Source organism: Emticicia fluvialis (genome assembly GCF_024793945.1).
Classification (GTDB): Bacteria; Bacteroidota; Bacteroidia; order Cytophagales; family Spirosomataceae; genus Emticicia; species Emticicia fluvialis.
In genome coordinates, this window is record NZ_JANUSD010000001.1 from 21813 (window position 1) to 41654 (window position 19842).

13 protein-coding genes are annotated in these 19842 nt (G+C 46.7%); all 13 read left to right on the plus strand.

The window, feature by feature from the left end; all coding sequences use genetic code 11:
* Positions 1 to 7 precede the first annotated feature (7 nt).
* The 13 genes from NZ848_RS00105 to NZ848_RS00165 all read left to right on the plus strand — a co-directional run bounded on the left by NZ848_RS00105 (position 8) and on the right by NZ848_RS00165 (position 19796).
* Positions 8 to 1558, plus strand: a complete 1551-nt coding sequence (locus NZ848_RS00105; protein ID WP_259013874.1) for a RagB/SusD family nutrient uptake outer membrane protein — start codon at positions 8 to 10, stop codon at positions 1556 to 1558.
* A gap of 341 nt (positions 1559 to 1899) precedes the next feature.
* The gene (locus NZ848_RS00110) at positions 1900 to 4356 is read left to right on the plus strand and encodes a glycoside hydrolase family 95 protein (RefSeq protein WP_259013875.1); all 2457 of its coding nucleotides are present in this window, start codon (positions 1900 to 1902) and stop codon (positions 4354 to 4356) included.
* Between the two features lie 49 nt (positions 4357 to 4405).
* On the plus strand, positions 4406 to 6058 hold the full coding sequence (locus tag NZ848_RS00115; RefSeq protein WP_259014128.1) for a glycoside hydrolase family 43 protein: 1653 nt from the start codon (positions 4406 to 4408) through the stop codon (positions 6056 to 6058).
* Complete coding sequence (locus tag NZ848_RS00120) at positions 6055 to 7632, plus strand: glycoside hydrolase family 43 protein (protein ID WP_259013876.1); 1578 nt, start codon at positions 6055 to 6057, stop codon at positions 7630 to 7632. Before NZ848_RS00115 ends, NZ848_RS00120 begins: the two co-directional genes overlap by 4 nt.
* A 22-nt stretch (positions 7633 to 7654) precedes the next feature.
* Positions 7655 to 8503 carry a sialate O-acetylesterase gene (locus NZ848_RS00125; RefSeq protein WP_259013877.1) on the plus strand — a complete coding sequence of 283 codons (849 nt, stop codon included), beginning with the start codon at positions 7655 to 7657 and terminating at the stop codon, positions 8501 to 8503.
* A 129-nt stretch (positions 8504 to 8632) separates the two neighbouring features.
* Positions 8633 to 9538, plus strand: coding sequence for an alpha/beta hydrolase (locus NZ848_RS00130; protein ID WP_259013878.1), 906 nt, complete (start codon positions 8633 to 8635; stop codon positions 9536 to 9538).
* Positions 9539 to 9551: 13 nt separating this feature from the next.
* The gene (locus tag NZ848_RS00135) at positions 9552 to 11117 is read left to right on the plus strand and encodes a carboxylesterase/lipase family protein (protein WP_259013879.1); all 1566 of its coding nucleotides are present in this window, start codon (positions 9552 to 9554) and stop codon (positions 11115 to 11117) included.
* 19 nt (positions 11118 to 11136) lie between these two features.
* On the plus strand, positions 11137 to 13221 hold the full coding sequence (locus tag NZ848_RS00140) for an alpha-L-fucosidase (protein ID WP_259013880.1): 2085 nt from the start codon (positions 11137 to 11139) through the stop codon (positions 13219 to 13221).
* Between the two features lie 16 nt (positions 13222 to 13237).
* Positions 13238 to 14353: an esterase gene (locus tag NZ848_RS00145; protein WP_259013881.1), complete on the plus strand. Its 1116-nt coding sequence runs from the start codon at positions 13238 to 13240 to the stop codon at positions 14351 to 14353.
* A 31-nt stretch (positions 14354 to 14384) separates the two neighbouring features.
* Entirely contained in the window at positions 14385 to 15545 is a 1161-nt protein-coding gene (locus NZ848_RS00150) for an alpha/beta hydrolase (protein WP_259014129.1), read from the plus strand.
* 10 nt (positions 15546 to 15555) lie between these two features.
* Positions 15556 to 16635 (plus strand): alpha/beta hydrolase, encoded by a 1080-nt coding sequence (locus NZ848_RS00155; protein WP_259013882.1) that lies wholly within the window; start codon positions 15556 to 15558, stop codon positions 16633 to 16635.
* 36 nt (positions 16636 to 16671) lie between these two features.
* Positions 16672 to 17793: an alpha/beta hydrolase-fold protein gene (locus tag NZ848_RS00160; RefSeq protein ID WP_259013883.1), complete on the plus strand. Its 1122-nt coding sequence runs from the start codon at positions 16672 to 16674 to the stop codon at positions 17791 to 17793.
* Between the two features lie 80 nt (positions 17794 to 17873).
* Positions 17874 to 19796, plus strand: coding sequence for an alpha/beta hydrolase-fold protein (locus NZ848_RS00165; protein ID WP_259013884.1), 1923 nt, complete (start codon positions 17874 to 17876; stop codon positions 19794 to 19796).
* Positions 19797 to 19842 lie beyond the last annotated feature (46 nt).

The following is a 19842-nucleotide window of genomic DNA, read 5'->3' on the forward strand; positions in this document are numbered from 1 at the left end:
CTTCGAAATGAAAAAAACAGTATTGTTATCAGGTTTATTAGGCCTGGCCACCGTGATGAGTTGTAATGACTCTGTTTTGGACAAGGTAAATCCGAACGGTGTAACTTTTGAGACATATTTTACGAACGATAATGAGTTGGTAGCTGGTGTGAATGGCGCTTATGCCATTATTCAGGGTTTTGGCCTTGCAGCCCGTGAGTGGTTCTTTGTTCATGACCTGAGAGGCGATGAAATGGCCACAGGTGGCGGGCAGCTTGAAACCCCCCGTAACCAGTTACTTATTGGGGTGAACGACCCCGCCAACTCTGTTGCTAATTCAGTATGGACAGGTTGGTTCAGAACCATCCACCGTGCCAATGTGGTGCTTGAGAGCGCCAATAAAACCACGGGGGCGTCTTTCTCTACTGCCATAAAAAACCGTGTAACCGGCGAGGCGAAGTTTTTGCGCGCCTGGGCTTATTATGAACTGGCCACCCTATGGGGCGGTGTGCCACTTTATACTGAATACGTTAAGTCTGTTGAGGGCGCCAAGGCCAGATCAAGCCAGCAAGATGTGTACAAACAGGTAATTGATGACCTTAAAGCCGCCGAAGGCCTCCTACCTGCTACTTACACAGCCAGTGAATATGGCCGTGCCACCAAAGGTGCCGCACAGGTATTGCTTGCCCGTACTTACCTGCAACTGGGCGACTACACCAGCGCTAAAGCCGAACTTGAAAAAGTAGTGAGCTCCGGCCTTTACAAGCTGGTTGATAACTACCTTGACCTGACTAACGAGGAAGGTGAGTTTAACTCAGAATCCATCTTCGAAGTCGTGTTTTCGCCGTCTAATGGTGCCTTTAACTGGAGTGGCCCGGATGGCGACGGAACCAGTGCTCAGGAAGAAACCATCAGAACACAGGAGTATTCGCCTATTGGCTGGAGAAACCTGATACCGTCTGACAAAATGATTAACAGCTATGAAAGCACAGTTAAGGGTGATGCCAAAAACGACCCGCGCTTTGATATGTCTTTCTGGAAGGCCGGAGATAAATTCAATAACGGTAACGATGTAATGAAAGACGAAAATGTGCAGGGTAATTCGTCAAAGTTAAACGGACAAACGCTTAAAATCAGCTGGAGAAAATACTCAGTGCTTTATAAGTCAAATTCAGGATTCACCACCAGCGGCATCAACATGAGAATTATGCGCTATGCAGATGTATTGCTGATGCTGGCCGAATGTGAGAACGAATTGGGTAATTCGGCAAGAGCGATTCAGCTGATGAATCAGGTACGTGCCAGAGCATCGGTAAATATGCCTCCGTATCCAACAGCCAATTATCCTGTCGCTTCAAAAGCACAGGTATTTGCAGCTTTGCAGCATGAGCGCCACGTAGAGCTGGCTGCCGAGCAGGTGCGTAACTTTGATATTATCAGATGGCGGAAAAACAAAAAGGCTACCGCAGAGCCTATACCTTATTTTGTAGCAAGCAAGCATGAATTACTGCCACTGCCACAAACAGAAATTGATAATAATCCGAAGATTGATCCTAAAGACCAGAATCCGGGATATTAATGCAAAGCCTGAGAATAGACCGTTGAAAGGCGGTCTATTCTTACCTGATTAATCTGATAGCCGTGTAAACACTTGGGCGATGCTACCCAAAACAATTTTTGCCTGATTTACAATTATTTAAAGTTTTTCCGACTCCGTACAAAAAAGCCCTCTTTAGTGAAATGGTAGTGCTGGCAGATGACCAGGCAAAATTAAAAATGTAAAATTAATTCTTTTTTTTCTACAAAAATTTGGCTGAGCAGTATTAATAAGTATATTTGTGTATAAATGACACATATTCAATCCAGGTAAAAATTACACGTCTGAATCCAGATAATTTCTATTGACTACTATCCATTCTAATGAAAAAAAAACTACTCATTATCCTGTTCATTTTCGGAAAAGGAATAGCATCCGGGCAGGTTCCTTTAAAACTTTGGTATAAGCAGCCATCCGGCAATACCTGGGAAAACGCACTACCTATTGGTAATGGGCGCCAGGGTGCCATGATATACGGCAATGTGGAGAAAGAAATCATTCAGTTGAACGAACATACAGTATGGAGTGGAAGCCCTAACAGAAACGATAACCCACTGGCGCTTGAGAACCTGGCAGAAATAAGAAAGCTGATTTTTGATGGTAAGCACAAGGAAGCAGAGAATCTGGCCAACAAAGCCATTATTACCAAGAAATCGCACGGACAAAAGTTTGAACCCGTAGGCAGCCTCAACCTTTTGTTTGAGGGGCATGAAAAATATACAGATTATAACCGCGAACTAGACATCGAAAAGGCCATTGCCAAAACCAGTTATAAGGTAGGCGAGGTGGTCTATACCCGGGAGGCATTTGCTTCACTGGCCGACAGGGTTATTGTAATGAGAATCTCGGCCAGCAAGGCAGGCCAGTTGTCATTTACGGCCGGGTATTCGTCTCCGCAAAAAAGAAAAACCGTTGCCACCACCACAAACCGCGAACTAACCATAGCAGGTACAACCAATGACCACGAAACCGTAAAAGGACTGGTTAACTTTAAGGGTATTACCCGTATTCAGCCGGAGGGGGGGCATCTGACACAAACCGATAGTACCCTGACCTTGACAGGCGCCAATGCGGCGGTTATCTTTATATCAGTTGCTACTAATTTTAATAATTATCAGGACATCAGCGGTGACCAGAACAGCCGCGCCGCTGAGTATATGAACAAGGCCAGTAGCAAAACCTATGCCGCCCTGCTCAATGCCCACGTAGCGGCATATCAGAAATTCTTCAATCGGGTAAAACTCGATTTGGGTACTACGCCTGCCGCTCAGGCGCCTACTAACGAACGCCTGCGCAACTTCAGAAACGTAAACGACCCCCACCTGGTAACCCTGTATTATCAGTATGGTCGCTACCTCTTGATATCTTCCTCTCAACCCGGTGGGCAGCCGGCTAATCTGCAGGGTATCTGGAACCACCGTGTCAACCCACCCTGGGACAGCAAGTACACTATCAATATCAATGCTGAGATGAATTACTGGCCGGCCGAAAAAACAAACCTTTCAGAGCTGCATGAGCCGTTTCTGACCATGGTTAAAGAACTGGCAGTAACAGGCCGCGAAACAGCCAGAAGCATGTATGGAGCCAGAGGGTGGATGGCCCATCACAATACAGACATCTGGCGGGCCACCGGCGCCATAGACGGGGCTTTCTGGGGTATGTGGACCGCAGGCGGCGGCTGGGTAAGCCAGCATCTGTGGGAGCATTACCTCTACACCGGCGACAAAACCTTTCTGGCGTCGGTATATCCGGTTCTGAAAGATGCCGCTTTGTTTTATGTTGATTTTCTGGTTGAGCACCCCAAATACAAATGGCTGGTGGTGAATCCGGGTAATTCGCCTGAAAACGCTCCGGCTGCCCACGGCGGCTCATCTCTGGATGCCGGCACAACTATGGACAACCAGATAGTAATGGATGTACTCAACAACGCCATCAGGGCAGCCGGTTTGTTAAATAAAGACAAGTCGCTGGCAGATACCCTTTTGCAGGTAAGAAGCAGGCTGGCGCCGATGCAGGTTGGCAGGCATAATCAGTTGCAGGAATGGCTGGACGATGTAGACGACCCCAACGACCATCACCGCCATGTTTCTCATTTGTATGGCTTGTATCCTTCCAACCAGATTTCGGCTTACCGTACACCCGAATTGTTTGCAGCCTCAAAGAACACACTTATACAAAGGGGCGATGTGTCTACCGGTTGGAGCATGGGCTGGAAAGTAAACTGGTGGGCCAAATTGCAGGACGGCAACCATGCCTATTCTCTGATTCAGAATCAACTTACACCTTTGGGAACCAATAAAGACGGTGGCGGCACTTACAATAATCTGTTTGATGCCCACCCGCCTTTTCAGATAGACGGAAACTTTGGCTGTACCTCAGGCATTACCGAAATGCTGATGCAGAGTTCAGACGGTGCCGTTCATGTATTGCCTGCCCTGCCGGATGTATGGCAAACGGGCAGTATTGCAGGCCTGCGAACCAGAGGGGGTTTCGAGATTCTAGAAATGAAATGGGAAAAAGGCAAAATAACCAGGCTAACGGTAAAATCTACCTTAGGTGGCAACCTTCGCTTGCGCCTGCCTAATGATGTGCAATTGGCTGGTGGAAAAAAACTTAAACCGGCAGTTGGTGAAAATCCTAATCCATTCTTCGAGGTGGACGATACCCCAAAAGCTATTATTTCCGGGCAATCGACCATCCAGCCGCTGATTCTGAAAGAGACCAGATTATTTGATATATCCACCCGGAAAGGACAAACCATTGAACTAACCGGATTGTAAACCAAAATTTAAAATCAAAAAAATGAAGACCCTTGTTTCCAGGCTTTTAATGATTACGCTTTTATGCCTGACCATCAGCTTTGCTCAATCACAAACCACCATAAAGAACCCTATTCTTACCGGGTTTTATCCTGACCCGAGTATAGTAAAGGTAGGGCCGGATTATTACATCGTCAATTCAACGTTTTCCTATTTTCCGGGTCTGCCCATTATGCACAGCAAAGACCTGAAAAACTGGAAACAGATAGGAAATGTGATTGACCGCCCGTCTCAACTTGATTTTATGGGCGAACGCATGACCCGTGGCTTGTTTGCACCGGCCATCAGCTATTATAAAGGTACTTTTTATGTTACCTGCACCGACATAGACCATGACGGCAACTTTGTGGTAACGGCCAAAAATCCGGCAGGCCCCTGGAGCAATCCGGTGAAGATTCCGCAAGTGCGCGGCATTGACCCGTCTATCTACTTTGATGAAGAAACCGACAAAGCCTATATCATTTATAACAGCGATGCCCCAGACAGAAAACCCCTGTATTCAGGCCATAGAACAATCAGGATGTATGAATTTGATTATCAGAATCTGAAGGTGGTGGGCGAAGAAAAACAACTGGTAAACGGCGGTGTAGATCTTTCTAAAAAACCTGTCTGGATAGAAGGCCCGCATATTCTTAAACGTAACGGATGGTATTATTTATATGCAGCCGAAGGAGGTACCTCTGTTAATCACTCTGAAGTGGTGCTACGCAGCAAATCAGTATGGGGGCCTTACATACCCTTTGAAGGAAACCCGATTTTAACCCAGAGAGAATTACCTGCCGACAGGCCTTACCCGATCACATCAGCAGGCCATGCACAGTTTGTTGAAGGCCCAGATGGCAAAATGTACAGCATTTTTCTGGCCGTGCGCCCGTATGAGGGAGATTATTACAATACGGGTCGCGAAACCTTCATCGCCCCGGTTACCTGGAAAGACGATTGGCCGATGATTGAACATGGCGAAAAGGCCATTCCGTACAGTTATAAAACAGGCATTAAAGAAATAAAACACAAAGGTGGTTTACCGCAATCGGGTAATTTTCAGTACACCATAACTTTTGACAAAGGACTAGACTACTCATGGCTGTTTATGCGTACGGTTGACAGCAGCGCTTTCAAAACCTCAAAGGCCACCGGTTTAACCCTGAAACTAAAACCAGAAACGATTTCAGAACTCGGTAATCCTGCTTTTGTGGGCAGACGCCAGCAGCACCTGAATAGTACTGCCGAAACACAGTTGAGCTTTACGCCCGGGTCTGATAAAGAAAAAGCAGGGCTGGTGATTTTTCAGGACGAACGCCATTATTACTTCATTGCGCAATCAAAAAATGAAGGCAAAGATGTAATTCAGCTTTATAAAAGCCAGCCGAAAGGAAAATCGACCGATTTAATAACCGAAGTTCCGCTGACCACCAACACAGGCAAAGTGTTTTTCAGAATCACCTCTGCCGGTGCAGACTACGGCTTTTACTACTCAACAGATGCGAAAAACTGGCAATTGCTAAAAGACAAAGTAGATGGTAAATTCCTGAGTACCAAAGAGGCGGGTAGTTTCATTGGCTGTGTGTTTGGCTTGTATGCCACCTCAACAGGTGAAAGCTCAGTGAACAGCGCTTCTTTCAGGTTTTTCAAATACAGTGGTAATGACCCCATGCTGAAATGAAAAGACTAGCACAAATATGGGTAACATGCCTGGCTCTGGGAATACAACCTAGCGTACAGGCACAGGTAAGTAAGGCAAGAAACCCGATTATTTATGCCGATGTGCCAGACATGGCCATGATACGTGTAGGCAAAAATTACTACATGAGCAGCACCACCATGCACATGAGCCCGGGGGTTCCGCTGATGAAGTCCACCGATTTAGTAAATTGGCAAATGATGGGCTATGTATATGACACCCTGGCCAATATTCCGGCTTTGAATCTGACAGATGGCAAAGGTACTTACGGGCGGGGTTCGTGGGCAAGCTGTATCAGGTATCATCAGGGTATCTATTATGTTACCACTTTTGCGCAAACAACCGGCAAAACGCATATTTATAGCACCAGAAATATAGAAAAAGGCCCCTGGAAAGAGGTTTCATTTACGCCAAGTCTGCACGACCACAGCTTGTTTTTTGATGACAACGGCCGGGTGTACATGGTTTACGGAAACGGTAAACTGAGTATCATAGAGCTGAATGCCGATGTATCGGGCCTTAAAAAAGGGGGCATTAACCAGACACTTATTGAAAATGCCAATGCCCCTGCTGGCGATAAAATTATGCTTGGTGCCGAGGGCTCGCAGTTGTTCAAGGTAAACGGTAAGTACTACCTTTTTAATATTGTATGGCCCCGGGGTGGTATGCGTACAGTACTGGTTCACCGGGCTGATACAATTACAGGCCCGTGGGAAGGGCGCGTGGCCTTGCAGGATTTGGGTGTGGCACAGGGCGGCATGATAGATACGCCCGACGGCCGCTGGTTTGCCTACCTGTTCCGTGATTTTGGTGGAGTGGGGCGGATTCCGTATCTGGTGCCTGTCAAATGGGAAGACGGCTGGCCGGTGCTGGGCGAAAACGGCAAAGTATCGGAAACGCTGGACTTACCGGCAGGAAAGGGACTGATTCCCGGAATAGTGCATTCAGATGAGTTTAAACGCAAAAAAGGTGAGCCTGCCTTGCCTTTGGTCTGGCAATGGAACCACAACCCCGATAATACCTTGTGGTCGGTAACTGACCGCAAAGGTTTTTTAAGATTAAAAACAGGTAGACTGGACACTTCTTTTGTTTTAGCACGCAATACACTTACCCAAAGAACCGTAGGGCCTGAGTCATCAGGCTCTACTTTACTTGATGTTTCAAATCTGAAAGAAGGCGATTTCGCCGGTCTGGGCCTATTGCAGAAAAACTATGGGCAGGTGGGTGTAAAAGCTACCTCAGAAGGTAAATTACTTGTGATGATAAGTGCCAATACAGGTAAACCCGTTGAGATTGAACGTATTCCGCTTACCCGAAGTACGGTGTACCTGAAAGCCGAATGTAATTTCAGAGACAGAAAAGATACTGCCCTTTTTTATTACAGCCTTGATGGCAAAACCTGGCAACGAATTGGCGAACCCCTGAAAATGCCTTATACCATACCCCATTTTATGGGATACCGATTCGGGCTTTTTAATTATGCTACTAAGCAGACAGGCGGCTTTGCCGACTTTGATTTTTTCAGGATCACAGATACTATTTCAAGCAATCCATAAACCGTATGGCCTCTTTAAAACTATGAAAAATGTCTTTGTTTACCTGCTGATTTCTGCTTCCCTGCTGGCAGGGCAGGTTTGTGTGGCTCAGAACCCCAACTTTCATATCTACCTCTGCATAGGTCAGTCAAATATGGAAGGTGCCGGGCGCATTGAAGCACAGGATACCCTAACTATTGACCCCCGCTTTAAAATACTGGAAGCCGTAGATTGCCCCCAGATCAACCGCGCAAAAGGGCAGTGGTATACGGCCAAACCGCCATTGTGCCGCTGCAGAACAGGGCTTTCGCCAGCTGATTACTTTGGCCGTGCCATGCTTGAAACCATGCCCAATGAGCAATCGCTCGGGCTCGTACATGTTGCCGTGGCAGGTAGCAAACTTGAAATTTTTGATAAAGTGAATTATAAGGCTTATCTGGATTCATCCGCCAAAGAAAAACCCTGGATGATTAACATGGCCAAAGAATATGGCGGCAACCCGTACGAAAGGCTGATTGAAATGGCCAGAATTGCACAGAAATCGGGCGTTATTAAAGGCATTCTGTTGCATCAGGGAGAGTCAAACACCGGAGACAAAACCTGGCCCGCACAGGTAAAGAAACTGTATGACGATATTCTGGCCGATTTGAACCTGGCTCCAAACTCTATTCCTCTGCTCGCCGGAGAAGTGGTGGGTGCAGACCAGGGCGGTAAATGTGCCAGCATGAACGAAATTATAGCTACGCTGCCTCAAACTCTGCCAAAAGCCGTCGTTGTTTCGTCAAAAGGCCTGCCTGCAGTGCCAGACAAACTGCATTTCAGCAGTGAGGGGGTGCGAGATTTCGGCAAGAGGTACGCTACGGCTCTACTGGTTGCTGAAGGAAGAAAATAAACACAAAAGGCACCGGTTATTTGAATAAAGAATGCATGGTTAATACACTTTGCCAATAGATTAGATGAATTGCTGAAACTTATTTATAATAGTATTATTTTTCTAAAATCAACCTTAAATAAAACTATAATGAAAAGGGTATATCTTATATTCTGCATTTCAGCATTTTTCAATCTTGCCCAAAGTTTGGTTACCATTGCTCAGGAAAAAATAATCTTGTACCCGAATGGCGTTCCGAACGCAAAGCCCGCTGCCGTAAAAGAGACAGGGGCAGAAAACGGCGTTTACAAAGGCATCACCAACCCGACTCTGGAATACTACAAGGCTAATCCGGCACTGTCTACGGGCGCTGCCATGATTGTGGTTGCCGGCGGAGGGTATGGCGTAATTGTCTATAACGGCGAAGGCATAAATACGGCCAAAGCGCTGGCAGAAAAAGGGATAGCCGCCTTTGTGTTAAAGTATCGCCTGCCGAGTGACGAAATAATGACCGATAAGAAAATCGGCCCCTTGCAGGACGCCCAGCAAGCCATAAAGCTTGTGAGAGACAATGCCGCCGGATGGGGCATTGACCCAAATAAAATCGGAATCATGGGTTTTTCGGCCGGAGGGCATCTGGCCAGCACCGCCGCCACGCATTTCGAAAAAGCCTGGGTGAGTAATCCTGAAAAAACAAGCCTTCGGCCAGACTTCCAGATACTGGTTTATCCGGTTATCAGTATGCTAGACAGCCTCGCGCATCATGGCTCAAGAGATAACCTGCTCGGCAAAAATCCATCTACAGAAGACAAACAGTATTTTTCAAACGATTTGCAAATCAAAGCCAATACACCACCAGCGTGGCTTACCCATGCTGCAGATGATAAAGTAGTAGATGTAGACAACAGCATAGCCTACTTTGAGCGGCTCAGAAAACATAAAGTAGACGTAGAAATGCATATTTTCCCGAAGGGTGACCATGGATTTATATTCAGGCATCCGGGCTGGATGAACCCCTTGTTTGATTGGCTAAAACGTTATGGTTGGACCAAATAAATAACTGAAACTAATGAAAAAACAATCTTTATACTTATTAAAACTTTTGCTGGCGTTAGTACCTGTTACCGGTGTAGCCCAACTGGACAAACCTGTAAAAGTGCAGCAGGGTTTGGTGCAGGGAACAATTGAAGGTGGTTTATCTGTCTTTAAAGGTATTCCGTTTGCGGCACCTCCTGTCGGTGAGCTCCGCTGGAAAGCCCCGCAGCCTGCGGCTGACTGGTCGGGCGTAAAAAATACCACACAGTTTGCTCCGGCTCCGTTTCAGGGGGGGAATCCGCCTTCAGGTAAAAGTGAAGACTGTCTGTATCTCAACATCTGGTCGCCGGCCAAAACGCCTAAAGAGAACCTGCCGGTATTGGTCTGGATTTACGGAGGTGGCTTTAGTTTCGGTGCCACTTCAGAGCCTGTTTACACCGGCGAGAACCTCGCCAAAAAAGGAGTAATACTGGTAAGCATCGCTTACCGGGTAGGGCAGATGGGTTTTCTGGCACATCCGGAGTTAAGCGCTGAAAACCCCCAGCGGGTATCAGGTAATTATGGATTGCTCGATATGATTGCCGGTTTGAAATGGGTTCGGCAAAATATCAAAGCCTTTGGTGGTAACCCCGACAAAGTAACCATTTTTGGTGAGTCTGCCGGGGGTATAGCCGTCAGTATGCTTTGTGTTTCACCTTTGGCCAAAGGTTTGTTTCATGGAGCTATTTCTCAGAGTGGCGGTTCTTTTGGTCCTTACCGGAGTACAACGTATCCCGGAGAAAACATGAAACTTCTTTCTTTGGCAGAAAAACAGGGGCTAGAGTTTATGGAGAAAGCCGGCGCTAAAAATCTGGCTGAATTAAGAAGTTTACCTGCCGACAAACTGCCGTCGGGATTTGGCCTGCCCGGTGCCTGGCCTATCATTGACGGCTACGTAGTGCCTGACGACCAGCACTTACTATACGAAAGAAAAAAATATAACGATACCCCCATACTGATTGGCTATAATTCAGACGAAGGCGCCAGTTTCTCTCCACCCAAAACACCTAAAGATTATGTGGATGGTACAAACAAACGCTATGGGAAATTTGCCGATGAACTGATAAAGGCCTACCCGGTTGGTGAAACCAAGGTGCCTAAAACGGCTCGCGACCTGGCGCGTGATGCTGCATTTGGCTGGCATACCTGGAGTTGGGCAAGGCTACAATCACAAACCGGTAAGTCGAAGGTTTACTATTACTACTTCGACCAGCACCCGGAGTTTCCGGCTGATTCACCGCGGCATGGCTATGGTTCGCCTCATGGGCAGGACGTAGGCTTTGTGTTCGGACACATTAATCCGAATAGTCAGGAAAAGACGCCAAGCGATGCCGATGTCTCAGAAACAATTATGACTTACTGGACAAACTTTGCCAAATACGGCGACCCTAACGGCAAAGGTGTGCCTCAGTGGGAGCCATTCAGCATTCAGAAGCCCGGTGTGATGCATTTTCAGCAAAAGGCGCAAATGGGTGGCGTGCCAAGCGCAGAGGCCTTGCAGGTGCTTGATAAATACTTTGAATGGCGCCGCACCTCAGAAGGAAAACAATGGGCCAGGTAAATTCATCTAACTAATTACAATGAAAAAAACGGTACTAAATACCTTAGTTTTAAATCTTATGGTTTTACTGGCTTTTAGCCAGGTTACTCCACCGCAGCCTTACGGGCCTTTGCCCGGCGCTAATCAGCTTCGGTGGCAAAAAATGGAGTATTATGCATTCATTCATTATTCGGTAAACACCTATACCGATATGGCCTGGGGGTTCGGTAATGAACCTTTGGCTTTGTTTAACCCTGAAAAACTCGATTGCAGGCAATGGGCAAGAATATGTAAGCAAGCTGGCATGAAAGGCATCATTTTCACGGCTAAACACCATAGCGGATTTTGTATGTGGCCGTCGAAATATACAGAGTACTCGGTAAAAAACGCACCCTGGAAAAACGGCAAAGGCGACGTGGTAAGAGAGCTGGCTGATGCCTGCAAAGAATATGGCCTCAAATTCGGTGTTTATCTGTCTCCATGGGACAGAAACCATCCTGACTACGGAAAACCGGAGTATATTACCTATTTCAGAAACCAGCTGACCGAACTATTGACAAACTACGGAGATATTTTTGAAGTGTGGTTTGATGGCGCCAATGGCGGTTCGGGCTATTATGGCGGTGCCAACGAAACCCGTAAAATTGATGCCAAAACGTATTATGATTGGCAGGAAACCTATAAGCTGGTGCGTAAGCTGCAACCCAATATTGTGATATGGAATGATGGCGGAGACCGGGCCGATTTGCGATGGGTGGGAACCGAAGCAGGTTATGTGGGTGAAACCAACTGGAGCCTGTTGAATGCCACCGGCGATGTACCCGAAGATATGTTGCGCCATGGTGTTGAAAACGGCAATGCCTGGGTGCCGGGCGAGGTAAACACTTCTATTCGTCCTGAATGGTTTTATCATCAAAGAGAAGATAGAAAAGTAAAAACGCTGCCGCAACTGATGGATACCTACTATCATTCCATCGGGCGAAATGGTACACTTCTACTTAATTTTCCGGTGATGCCCAATGGGTTGATTCACCCGCAGGATGAAAAAGTGGCTATTGAATTTGCCAATGCCGTTAAAGCCGCATTTGCAAAAAATCTTGCTACAGGTGCAAAAGTGAGTGCATCGCAGGTTAGAGGTAACAGCCAGACTTATGGCGCGGCCAAGGCCATAGATGCAGACAAAGACAGCTACTGGGCGGTAAACGATACAAGCAGAAAAGCTTCTCTTACCCTGCAATATACAAAGCCAATATCCTTTAACCGCTTTCTGGTGCAGGAGCCTATCAAGCTGGGGCAGCGGGTAAAAGCCTTTAGTGTAGAGGCATTGGTAAAAGGCCAATGGCAGGAAATTGCCAGAGAAACCACCATTGGCTACAAGCGTATCCTGCGGTTCCCGACTCTGGAAACAACCCGGATAAGATTCAATATTCTGGATGCCAAAAGCACCCCACTTATATCGAATCTGGAAATTTATAATGCCCCGATTATTCTAGCTCCACCGGTTATCATGCGAGACCAGGCCGGTAATGTTCACCTTCAGTCAGGCGATGCTGAGTCGGTACTCTATTATACATTAGATGGAAGTATGCCGGGGCCGAATACGGCCAGGTATACAGTTCCTGTAAAAAGCGGTGAAGGTAAACTGGAAGTAAAAGCCATTGCTTATAACCCGTTTACGAAGCAAAAAAGCGTGATAAGCGAAGAGAGGTTTGATGTGGCACGCAAAAACTGGAAAATACTAAGCACCGGCAAAGAAGGAGCCTATCAGGTACTGGACGGAAACCCAAATACCTCCTGGCATCAGGATAAGGGGTTGAAGATGCCGGTAGATTTAACAATTGACTTAGGTACACAGCAAATGGTGAGGGGTTTCAGATACCTGCCAGACCAGAACTGGTGGGCCGATGCCGGCATCATTACTCATTATCAGTTTGAGGTTTCAACCGATAACAAAACCTGGCAACTGAAAAGTGAAGGCGAGTTTGCCAATATTAAGAACAGCCCATTCTGGCAGGATAAGCTGTTTGAACCGTCGCAGGCCAGATACATCAGGCTGCGGGCCCTTAAAAATGTGCAGGAAGGCGCTGCTCCGGGATATGCCGATATAGATATTATTACCCAATAAAAATCTAAACCGTACTATGCAAAAAAAGCTGATTACAAGCCTCTTACTGATTGGTTTAGGGGTAGTGGCAAAAGCCCAGCCCAACCCCAGGCCAACGGTGGTTTCGCCGGAGGTGCATCCTGATAACACCGTTACCTTCCGCCTCTATGCACCAACAGCCAGAGAAGTAAAACTCAATGCGCAGTTTGAGAAAGCAGCGGTGGGCATGAACAAAGATGAGCGGGGTGTATGGAGCGTGAAAGTGGGCCCGGTAAAACCAGATATGTATCCTTACGCCTTTCAGGTTGATGGTCTTCCGGTAGCCGACCCCGCCAATTCGGTTATTTTTCCGAATGAGGGTTTCCAGAATAGTCTGGTTGAAATAACCGGCAGCACACCATTGGTGCATACCATTCAGCCTGTACCGCATGGTACGGTTGCTTATCGCTATTATACATCGCCCGAACTGGGTACGCGCCCGGTGGTTGTTTACACGCCTGCGGGGTATGAATCCAATACCAAAACCGCGTATCCTGTATTGTATCTGCTGCATGGCACTACCGATACCGAAGAAACCTGGACAAAGGTAGGCCGGGCCAATATTATTCTGGATAATCTGATAGCGCAGGGTAAAGCCAGACCCATGATTATTGTAATGCCTTATGGGCGGGCCTATCCGGTTATCAGCAAATCGTCAGGCAGCCTGCGAAACTGGGATAACCTGCAGGCGTTTAAAAAAGATTTCTTCAATAACCTGATGCCCTTTATTGAACAAAACTACAGAATCATCAAAGACAAAAACAGCAGGGCCATTGCCGGTTTTTCGGGCGGAGGTGGCACTACCCTTTACTTCGGACTGAACAATACCGACAAGTTTGCTTATGTATGCGGTTTTGCTCCGGGAATGCTCAAAAACGAGTTCGACAGAAACAATGAGACAGCCTTTAAAAATCCTGAACTGGTAAATAAAAATCTGAAATTGTTCTGGATTGGGGTGGGCAAAGAAGATGGTTTGTATGGGGTAAATCAGGAATTTATAGAGGTGCTGAACCAGAAGAAAATCAGATACGAAAGCCTGATTTCAGACGGAGGACACACCTGGATGAACTGCAAACTGTATCTGTCAACCATTGCGCCCAAATTATTCCGGTAATTGATTTAAGCTTTAAATAAAAACTATGAAAATGAAAACAATTGTGACTATCCAGCTTTTGACGCTCACCCTGCTGCTGGTTTTCGCAGGCAAGGTAAGCGGCCAGCCTCCCAGAGGGCCTTTGGTGGTTTCGCCACAGGTAAATGCCGACAAATCGGTAACTTTCAGGTATCTGGCACCAGCAGCCAAAGAAGTAAAACTCAGCGGGCAGTTTCTGAAAGCCCCCGTAGACCTCGCCAAAGATGCGCAGGGTATCTGGAGCGTTACCACCGCCCCTGTAAAACCGGATATTTATCCTTACAGTTTTGTGGTTGATGGCGTTACTGTAATGGACCCGGCCAATGTAGCCTTTTTTCCGAATGAACGTTTCAAGGCAAGCCTTGTTGAGATTCCGGATGATGCCCCTTCGGTGTATTCATTAACTAATGTGCCTCATGGTACCATCAGCTATGAGTACTACCCTTCTGTGGAAGGTTCAACCGGAACTTTAGTAGTGTACACACCACCGGGATACACAAAAGATAAAGCCAAAAAATACCCCGTTTTTTATCTGATAAGCGGCACAACCGATACCGAAGAGACCTTTTTTAAAGTAGGAAAAACCAACCTTATACTGGATAACCTGATTGCAGACGGCAAAGCCAAACCCCTGCTAGTGGTAATGCCTTATGGTAATCCGGCGGCACGCATTGCCGAGCAGAAAAGCCAGGCTAAACCAGCCGACATCATGAACCGTGACAGTGAAGATGCCATTAAAAGAGCCAAATTTTTTGAGACCGATTTAATCACCAATATTATTCCCTATATAGAGAAAAACTATCGCACGCTCAATAACCGTGAGAACCGAGCCATAGCGGGTTTTTCAAGGGGTGGCGGGCAAACACTCAGAGCTGCATTTAATAATATGGATAAGTTTGCCTGGGTTTGCAGTTACGCATCGTACATATCACCCGCTGAAATGGACAAGGGGTTCAGCCACATTGGTGGCAATGCCGACAGAACCAACCAACAACTGAAACTGCTATGGTCGGGCATTGGTACTGAAGACTTTCTGTACAAAGGTACTGTTGAGTTTGAAGATTATCTGAAGGCCAGAAAAATCAACTTCAAAAGTTATGTAACGGATGGTGGCCATACCTGGATGAACGTGAAGAAATACATGAACCAAACTCTGCCCTTGTTATTTCAATAAAACTAAAATCATGAAAAAATATATCTCATTCATATTCCTGATGCTAACGGTGGGCGGGGGCGTTTTCGCACAGCAAAGACCGCCCGTTATCAGTTCGCCTGATGTGCAGGCCGACAACAGCGTTACGTTCAGATACTTTTCTAAAAAAGCGCAGAGAGTCTCGCTTTCAGGCGAATTTCTGAAAGCTCCAGTAGCCATGACCAGAGATACCGCCGGAATCTGGTCTGTTACCGTACCGGCTATTAAACCTGATATTTACCCATACAGTTATTATGTAGACAGCGTGCAGATAGCCGACCCTAACAATACTTTTATTTTTGCCAATGAGCGTTTCAAACGCAGTATTGTTGATGTGCCGGGTAAAACACCACTGGTGCATGCTTTGCAGAATGTGCCGCACGGAAAAATTCATTATCAATACTACAACTCAAAAACACTGGGGCGTACAAGAGACCTGCTGGTATATACCCCACCGAATTTTGATGCCAGCGGCAAAACCAAATATCCGGTATTGTATCTGATTCATGGCGGCTCTGATACGCAGGAGACCTGGACAAAAGTAGGCCGGGCCAATTTCATTGCCGACAACCTCATTGCTCAGGGAAAAGCAATACCCATGATTATTGTGATGCCATACGGCAATGTGCGCCCAAGCCCGATGCCAGACTTTACGAAGGAGATAGTTAATGACATTATCCCGTTTATTGAGGCAAACTATCCGGCTAAGACCGACAGTAAAAGCCGGGCAATAGCCGGGTTTTCGGTAGGTGGCGGGCAAACCCTGAATATCGGGTTTACCAATACCGATAAATTCGGTTATATTTTTTCTTATGCCCCGTACACAGCTACTGAAGAATTCAAGAAGAATTTTACCGACTGGAACCCCAATGCCGGTTTGATAAACAAACAGGTGAAGCTCTTTACCATCAGCGTAGGCACAGAAGATTTTCTCTATGAAAGCGTGAAACAAAATATAGCCATGTTTCAGGAAAAGAAAATCAAGGTTGAACCTCTGATTGTGTCTGGCGGGCATACCTGGATGAACTGTAAGCTGTTTCTGGCAAATTCATTACAACAGGCTTTTAAATAATTACATACCTCTCTTACCAAAATCAACCTTAAAACAATGAAAAGCACATTATTACAACTTGCCGCTGTGGCTGCCCTTGCAGGTAGTGCTTTTGTGGCACAGGCCCAACAGGCCAGTATTATTGAAGACTTCAAGCCTTCATCATTAAACCAGCCTGGGCAGGAATACCCAATGGTTAATTCGCAACGTTATGCCCGCTTCAAGATAGTTGCACCCGCCGCCGACAGTGTGCGCGTGAGCCTGGGTTTGGGCGGTGGAAAAGGCACCAAACTGGCTAAAGCAGAAGATGGTACCTGGATGGGCACCACCGAAGGCCCGATGGATGAGGGTTTTCACTACTACAATGTAAGAATTGATGGCGGGAAATTCAACGACCCCGGTGCGCTGAACTATTACGGCTCGGTTCGTTGGGAAAGCGGCATTGAAATACCTGCCCATGATCAGGACTTCTATGCCCTGAAAAACGTACCGCATGGCCATGTACAACAGGTGTTGTTCCCATCGCCCAGCACCAATACATCCAGAAGAGCATTTGTTTATACGCCTCCGGGATACGAAAAAGATACCAAGGCTAAATATCCTGTTTTGTACCTGCAACATGGCTGGGGTGAAGATGAAACCGCCTGGAGCAACCAGGGACACGCCAACCTGATTATGGATAATATGATAGCCGAAGGCAAAATCAAGCCCTTTATTATTGTAATGACCTACGGAATGACCAACGATGTAAAACCGGGTGGAATGCGCAATTTCAAGATTGACCCTTTTCAGACGGTGCTGATCAATGAGCTGATTCCGTATGTAGACGGCCATTTCCGTACCCTGGCCAACCGGGATAACCGCGCGATGGCTGGGTTGTCGATGGGCGGAATGGAAACAAAGACCATTACGCTTAATAACCCGGATGTTTTTGGCTATTATGGTTTGTTAAGTGGTGGCATATATGCCCCGGCTGATATCAAGGATAAGTCGAAAGTGAAATTGATTTTCCTGAGCTGTGGCAGTAAAGAACGCCCTGATGGCGTGAAAAAAGCAGCTGAAGAGCTGAAAAACGCTGGGTTTAACGCCGTTTCTTATGTTTCAGACGGTACCGGGCATGAGTTTCAGACCTGGCGCCGCAGTCTGTATCAGTTAGCACCGCTTCTTTTCAAAAAATAAACCGTTGGTCTGGTGGGTCTTGTGGCCCGCCAGATTCTTGAAAAAATTTCTTACAGCAGGTAGATAAATTCTTACAACAGATGAAAAAAATTGTATCGCTCATCGGTATTTTAGGCATGGTGATTTCATCCTTTGCCCAGTCAATCGAAAAAGAAGCGCCCAAAGGTTTTGATAAAGAACAAACCGGCATAGCCAAAGGCAGGCTGGATTCTATAAAATATGAATCCAAAACCGTAGGCGCCACCCGTAAGGCTCTGGTGTATACGCCACCTGGTTTTGATAAAAAGAAAAAGTATCCGGTTTTGTACCTGTTGCATGGCATTGGCGGTGACGACAAAGAATGGCTGAATGGCGGGAATCCTCCGGTAATTCTGGATAACCTGTACGCCCAAGGCAAGCTGCAACCCATGATAGTGGTGATGCCAAACGGCAGGGCCATGAAAGACGACCGCGCCATTGGCAATATATTTGATCGCGAGAAAGTGGAAGCTTTTGCTACTTTTGAGAAAGATTTATTGAATGACCTGATACCCTTTATTGAAAAGAAATACCCGGTACTGGCTGACCGCGAAAACAGAGCCATTGCGGGGCTGTCAATGGGTGGCGGGCAATCGCTTAATTTTGGTCTGGGCAATCTGGACAAGTTTGCCTGGGTAGGTGGTTTTTCTTCAGCGCCCAATACCAAAAGGCCGGAAGAACTGGTACCAGACCCGGAAGAAGCCAGAAAAAAACTGAAACTTCTGTGGATTTCGTGCGGTGATGCAGACGGACTGATTACTTTCAGTAAACGCACGCATGATTACCTGTACGAGAAAGACGTGCCGCACATTTATTACCTTGAGCCGGGCGTACACGATTTTAAAGTCTGGAAAAACGGCCTGTATATGTTTTCTCAGTTTTTGTTCAAGCCGGTAAGTACCAAAGACTTTACCCGTTACTCAGTGTTGGGTACGCCCGCCGCCACCAATATCAGAAACGGCAAGTACCCGCAGATACTGCCTGATAACCGGGTGATATTTAAGGTAAAAGCACCAGCAGCCCAAAAGGTGCAGATTGACCTGGGCAAAAAGTATGACATGGTAAAAGACACCAGTGGGGTGTGGACGGTAACTACCGACTCGGTGAGCAGAGGGTTTCATTATTACTCATTGCTGATTGACGGCGTGGCCGTGGCCGACCCCGCCAGTGAGAGTTTCTACGGAATGAGCCGAATGGCCAGCGGCATTGAAATACCTTACAAAGAAGGAGGCTTTTATGCGCTGAAAGATGTGCCTCATGGCGATATCCGTATCAAAAAATATTTCTCAAAGGCCTCTAACAGTTGGAGAGAAATGTATATCTATGCACCTCCCGGCTATGATGTGTCTACAGAAAAATATCCGGTATTATACCTGCTGCATGGCGGTGGTGAAGACCAGAGAGGCTGGGCAACACAGGGTAAAACCGATTTGATTCTGGATAACCTCATTGCTGAAAAGAAAGCAAAACCCATGCTGATTGTGATGGTAGACGGTAACGTTGGCATGGGTGGCGGCGTGGCAGGTTTTAATGAAAACGCCCTGAAAGCCTTTGAAAATGAATTGAAGAATGGCGTGATTCCGGTAATTGAAGCGAACTACAGGGTTCTGGCCGATGGCAAAAACCGGGCTTTAGCAGGTTTGTCAATGGGTGGTTTGCAGACCTTGCATGCGGGTGTGCACAACACCGAAATGTTTAATTATCTGGGCGTTTTCAGTTCGGGCTGGTGGGCAAATAATAACAAATTGTCTGACCCACAGTATGAGTACATGAAAACCAACAAAGATAAAATAAACGGCAACCTGAAAGAATTCTGGATATCGCAGGGCGGTAAAGAAGACATTGCCCATGCCAATTGCCAGATAATGATGAAAAAGTTTGACGAATTTGGTGTTAAGTATAAATACAGTGAGTATGCCGGTGGACACACCTGGCCTGTCTGGCGACATGATTTGATGGAGTTCGCTCAGCTACTGTTCAAATAATTAATTGTGGGGGGCATCCTGAGCATTAGCGGTGTGATGTGTTTAG

What these genes read in the sequence shown, in the direction of transcription:
- NZ848_RS00105 (WP_259013874.1), top strand. Translation starts at nt 8, where the DNA reads ATGAAAAAAACAGTATTGTTATCAGGTTTATTAGGCCTGGCCACCGTG.
- NZ848_RS00110 (WP_259013875.1), top strand. Translation starts at nt 1,900, where the DNA reads ATGAAAAAAAAACTACTCATTATCCTGTTCATTTTCGGAAAAGGAATA.
- NZ848_RS00115 (WP_259014128.1), top strand. Translation starts at nt 4,406, where the DNA reads ATGATTACGCTTTTATGCCTGACCATCAGCTTTGCTCAATCACAAACC.
- NZ848_RS00120 (WP_259013876.1), top strand. Translation starts at nt 6,055, where the DNA reads ATGAAAAGACTAGCACAAATATGGGTAACATGCCTGGCTCTGGGAATA.
- NZ848_RS00125 (WP_259013877.1), top strand. Translation starts at nt 7,655, where the DNA reads ATGAAAAATGTCTTTGTTTACCTGCTGATTTCTGCTTCCCTGCTGGCA.
- NZ848_RS00130 (WP_259013878.1), top strand. Translation starts at nt 8,633, where the DNA reads ATGAAAAGGGTATATCTTATATTCTGCATTTCAGCATTTTTCAATCTT.
- NZ848_RS00135 (WP_259013879.1), top strand. Translation starts at nt 9,552, where the DNA reads ATGAAAAAACAATCTTTATACTTATTAAAACTTTTGCTGGCGTTAGTA.
- NZ848_RS00140 (WP_259013880.1), top strand. Translation starts at nt 11,137, where the DNA reads ATGAAAAAAACGGTACTAAATACCTTAGTTTTAAATCTTATGGTTTTA.
- NZ848_RS00145 (WP_259013881.1), top strand. Translation starts at nt 13,238, where the DNA reads ATGCAAAAAAAGCTGATTACAAGCCTCTTACTGATTGGTTTAGGGGTA.
- NZ848_RS00150 (WP_259014129.1), top strand. Translation starts at nt 14,385, where the DNA reads ATGAAAACAATTGTGACTATCCAGCTTTTGACGCTCACCCTGCTGCTG.
- NZ848_RS00155 (WP_259013882.1), top strand. Translation starts at nt 15,556, where the DNA reads ATGAAAAAATATATCTCATTCATATTCCTGATGCTAACGGTGGGCGGG.
- NZ848_RS00160 (WP_259013883.1), top strand. Translation starts at nt 16,672, where the DNA reads ATGAAAAGCACATTATTACAACTTGCCGCTGTGGCTGCCCTTGCAGGT.
- NZ848_RS00165 (WP_259013884.1), top strand. Translation starts at nt 17,874, where the DNA reads ATGAAAAAAATTGTATCGCTCATCGGTATTTTAGGCATGGTGATTTCA.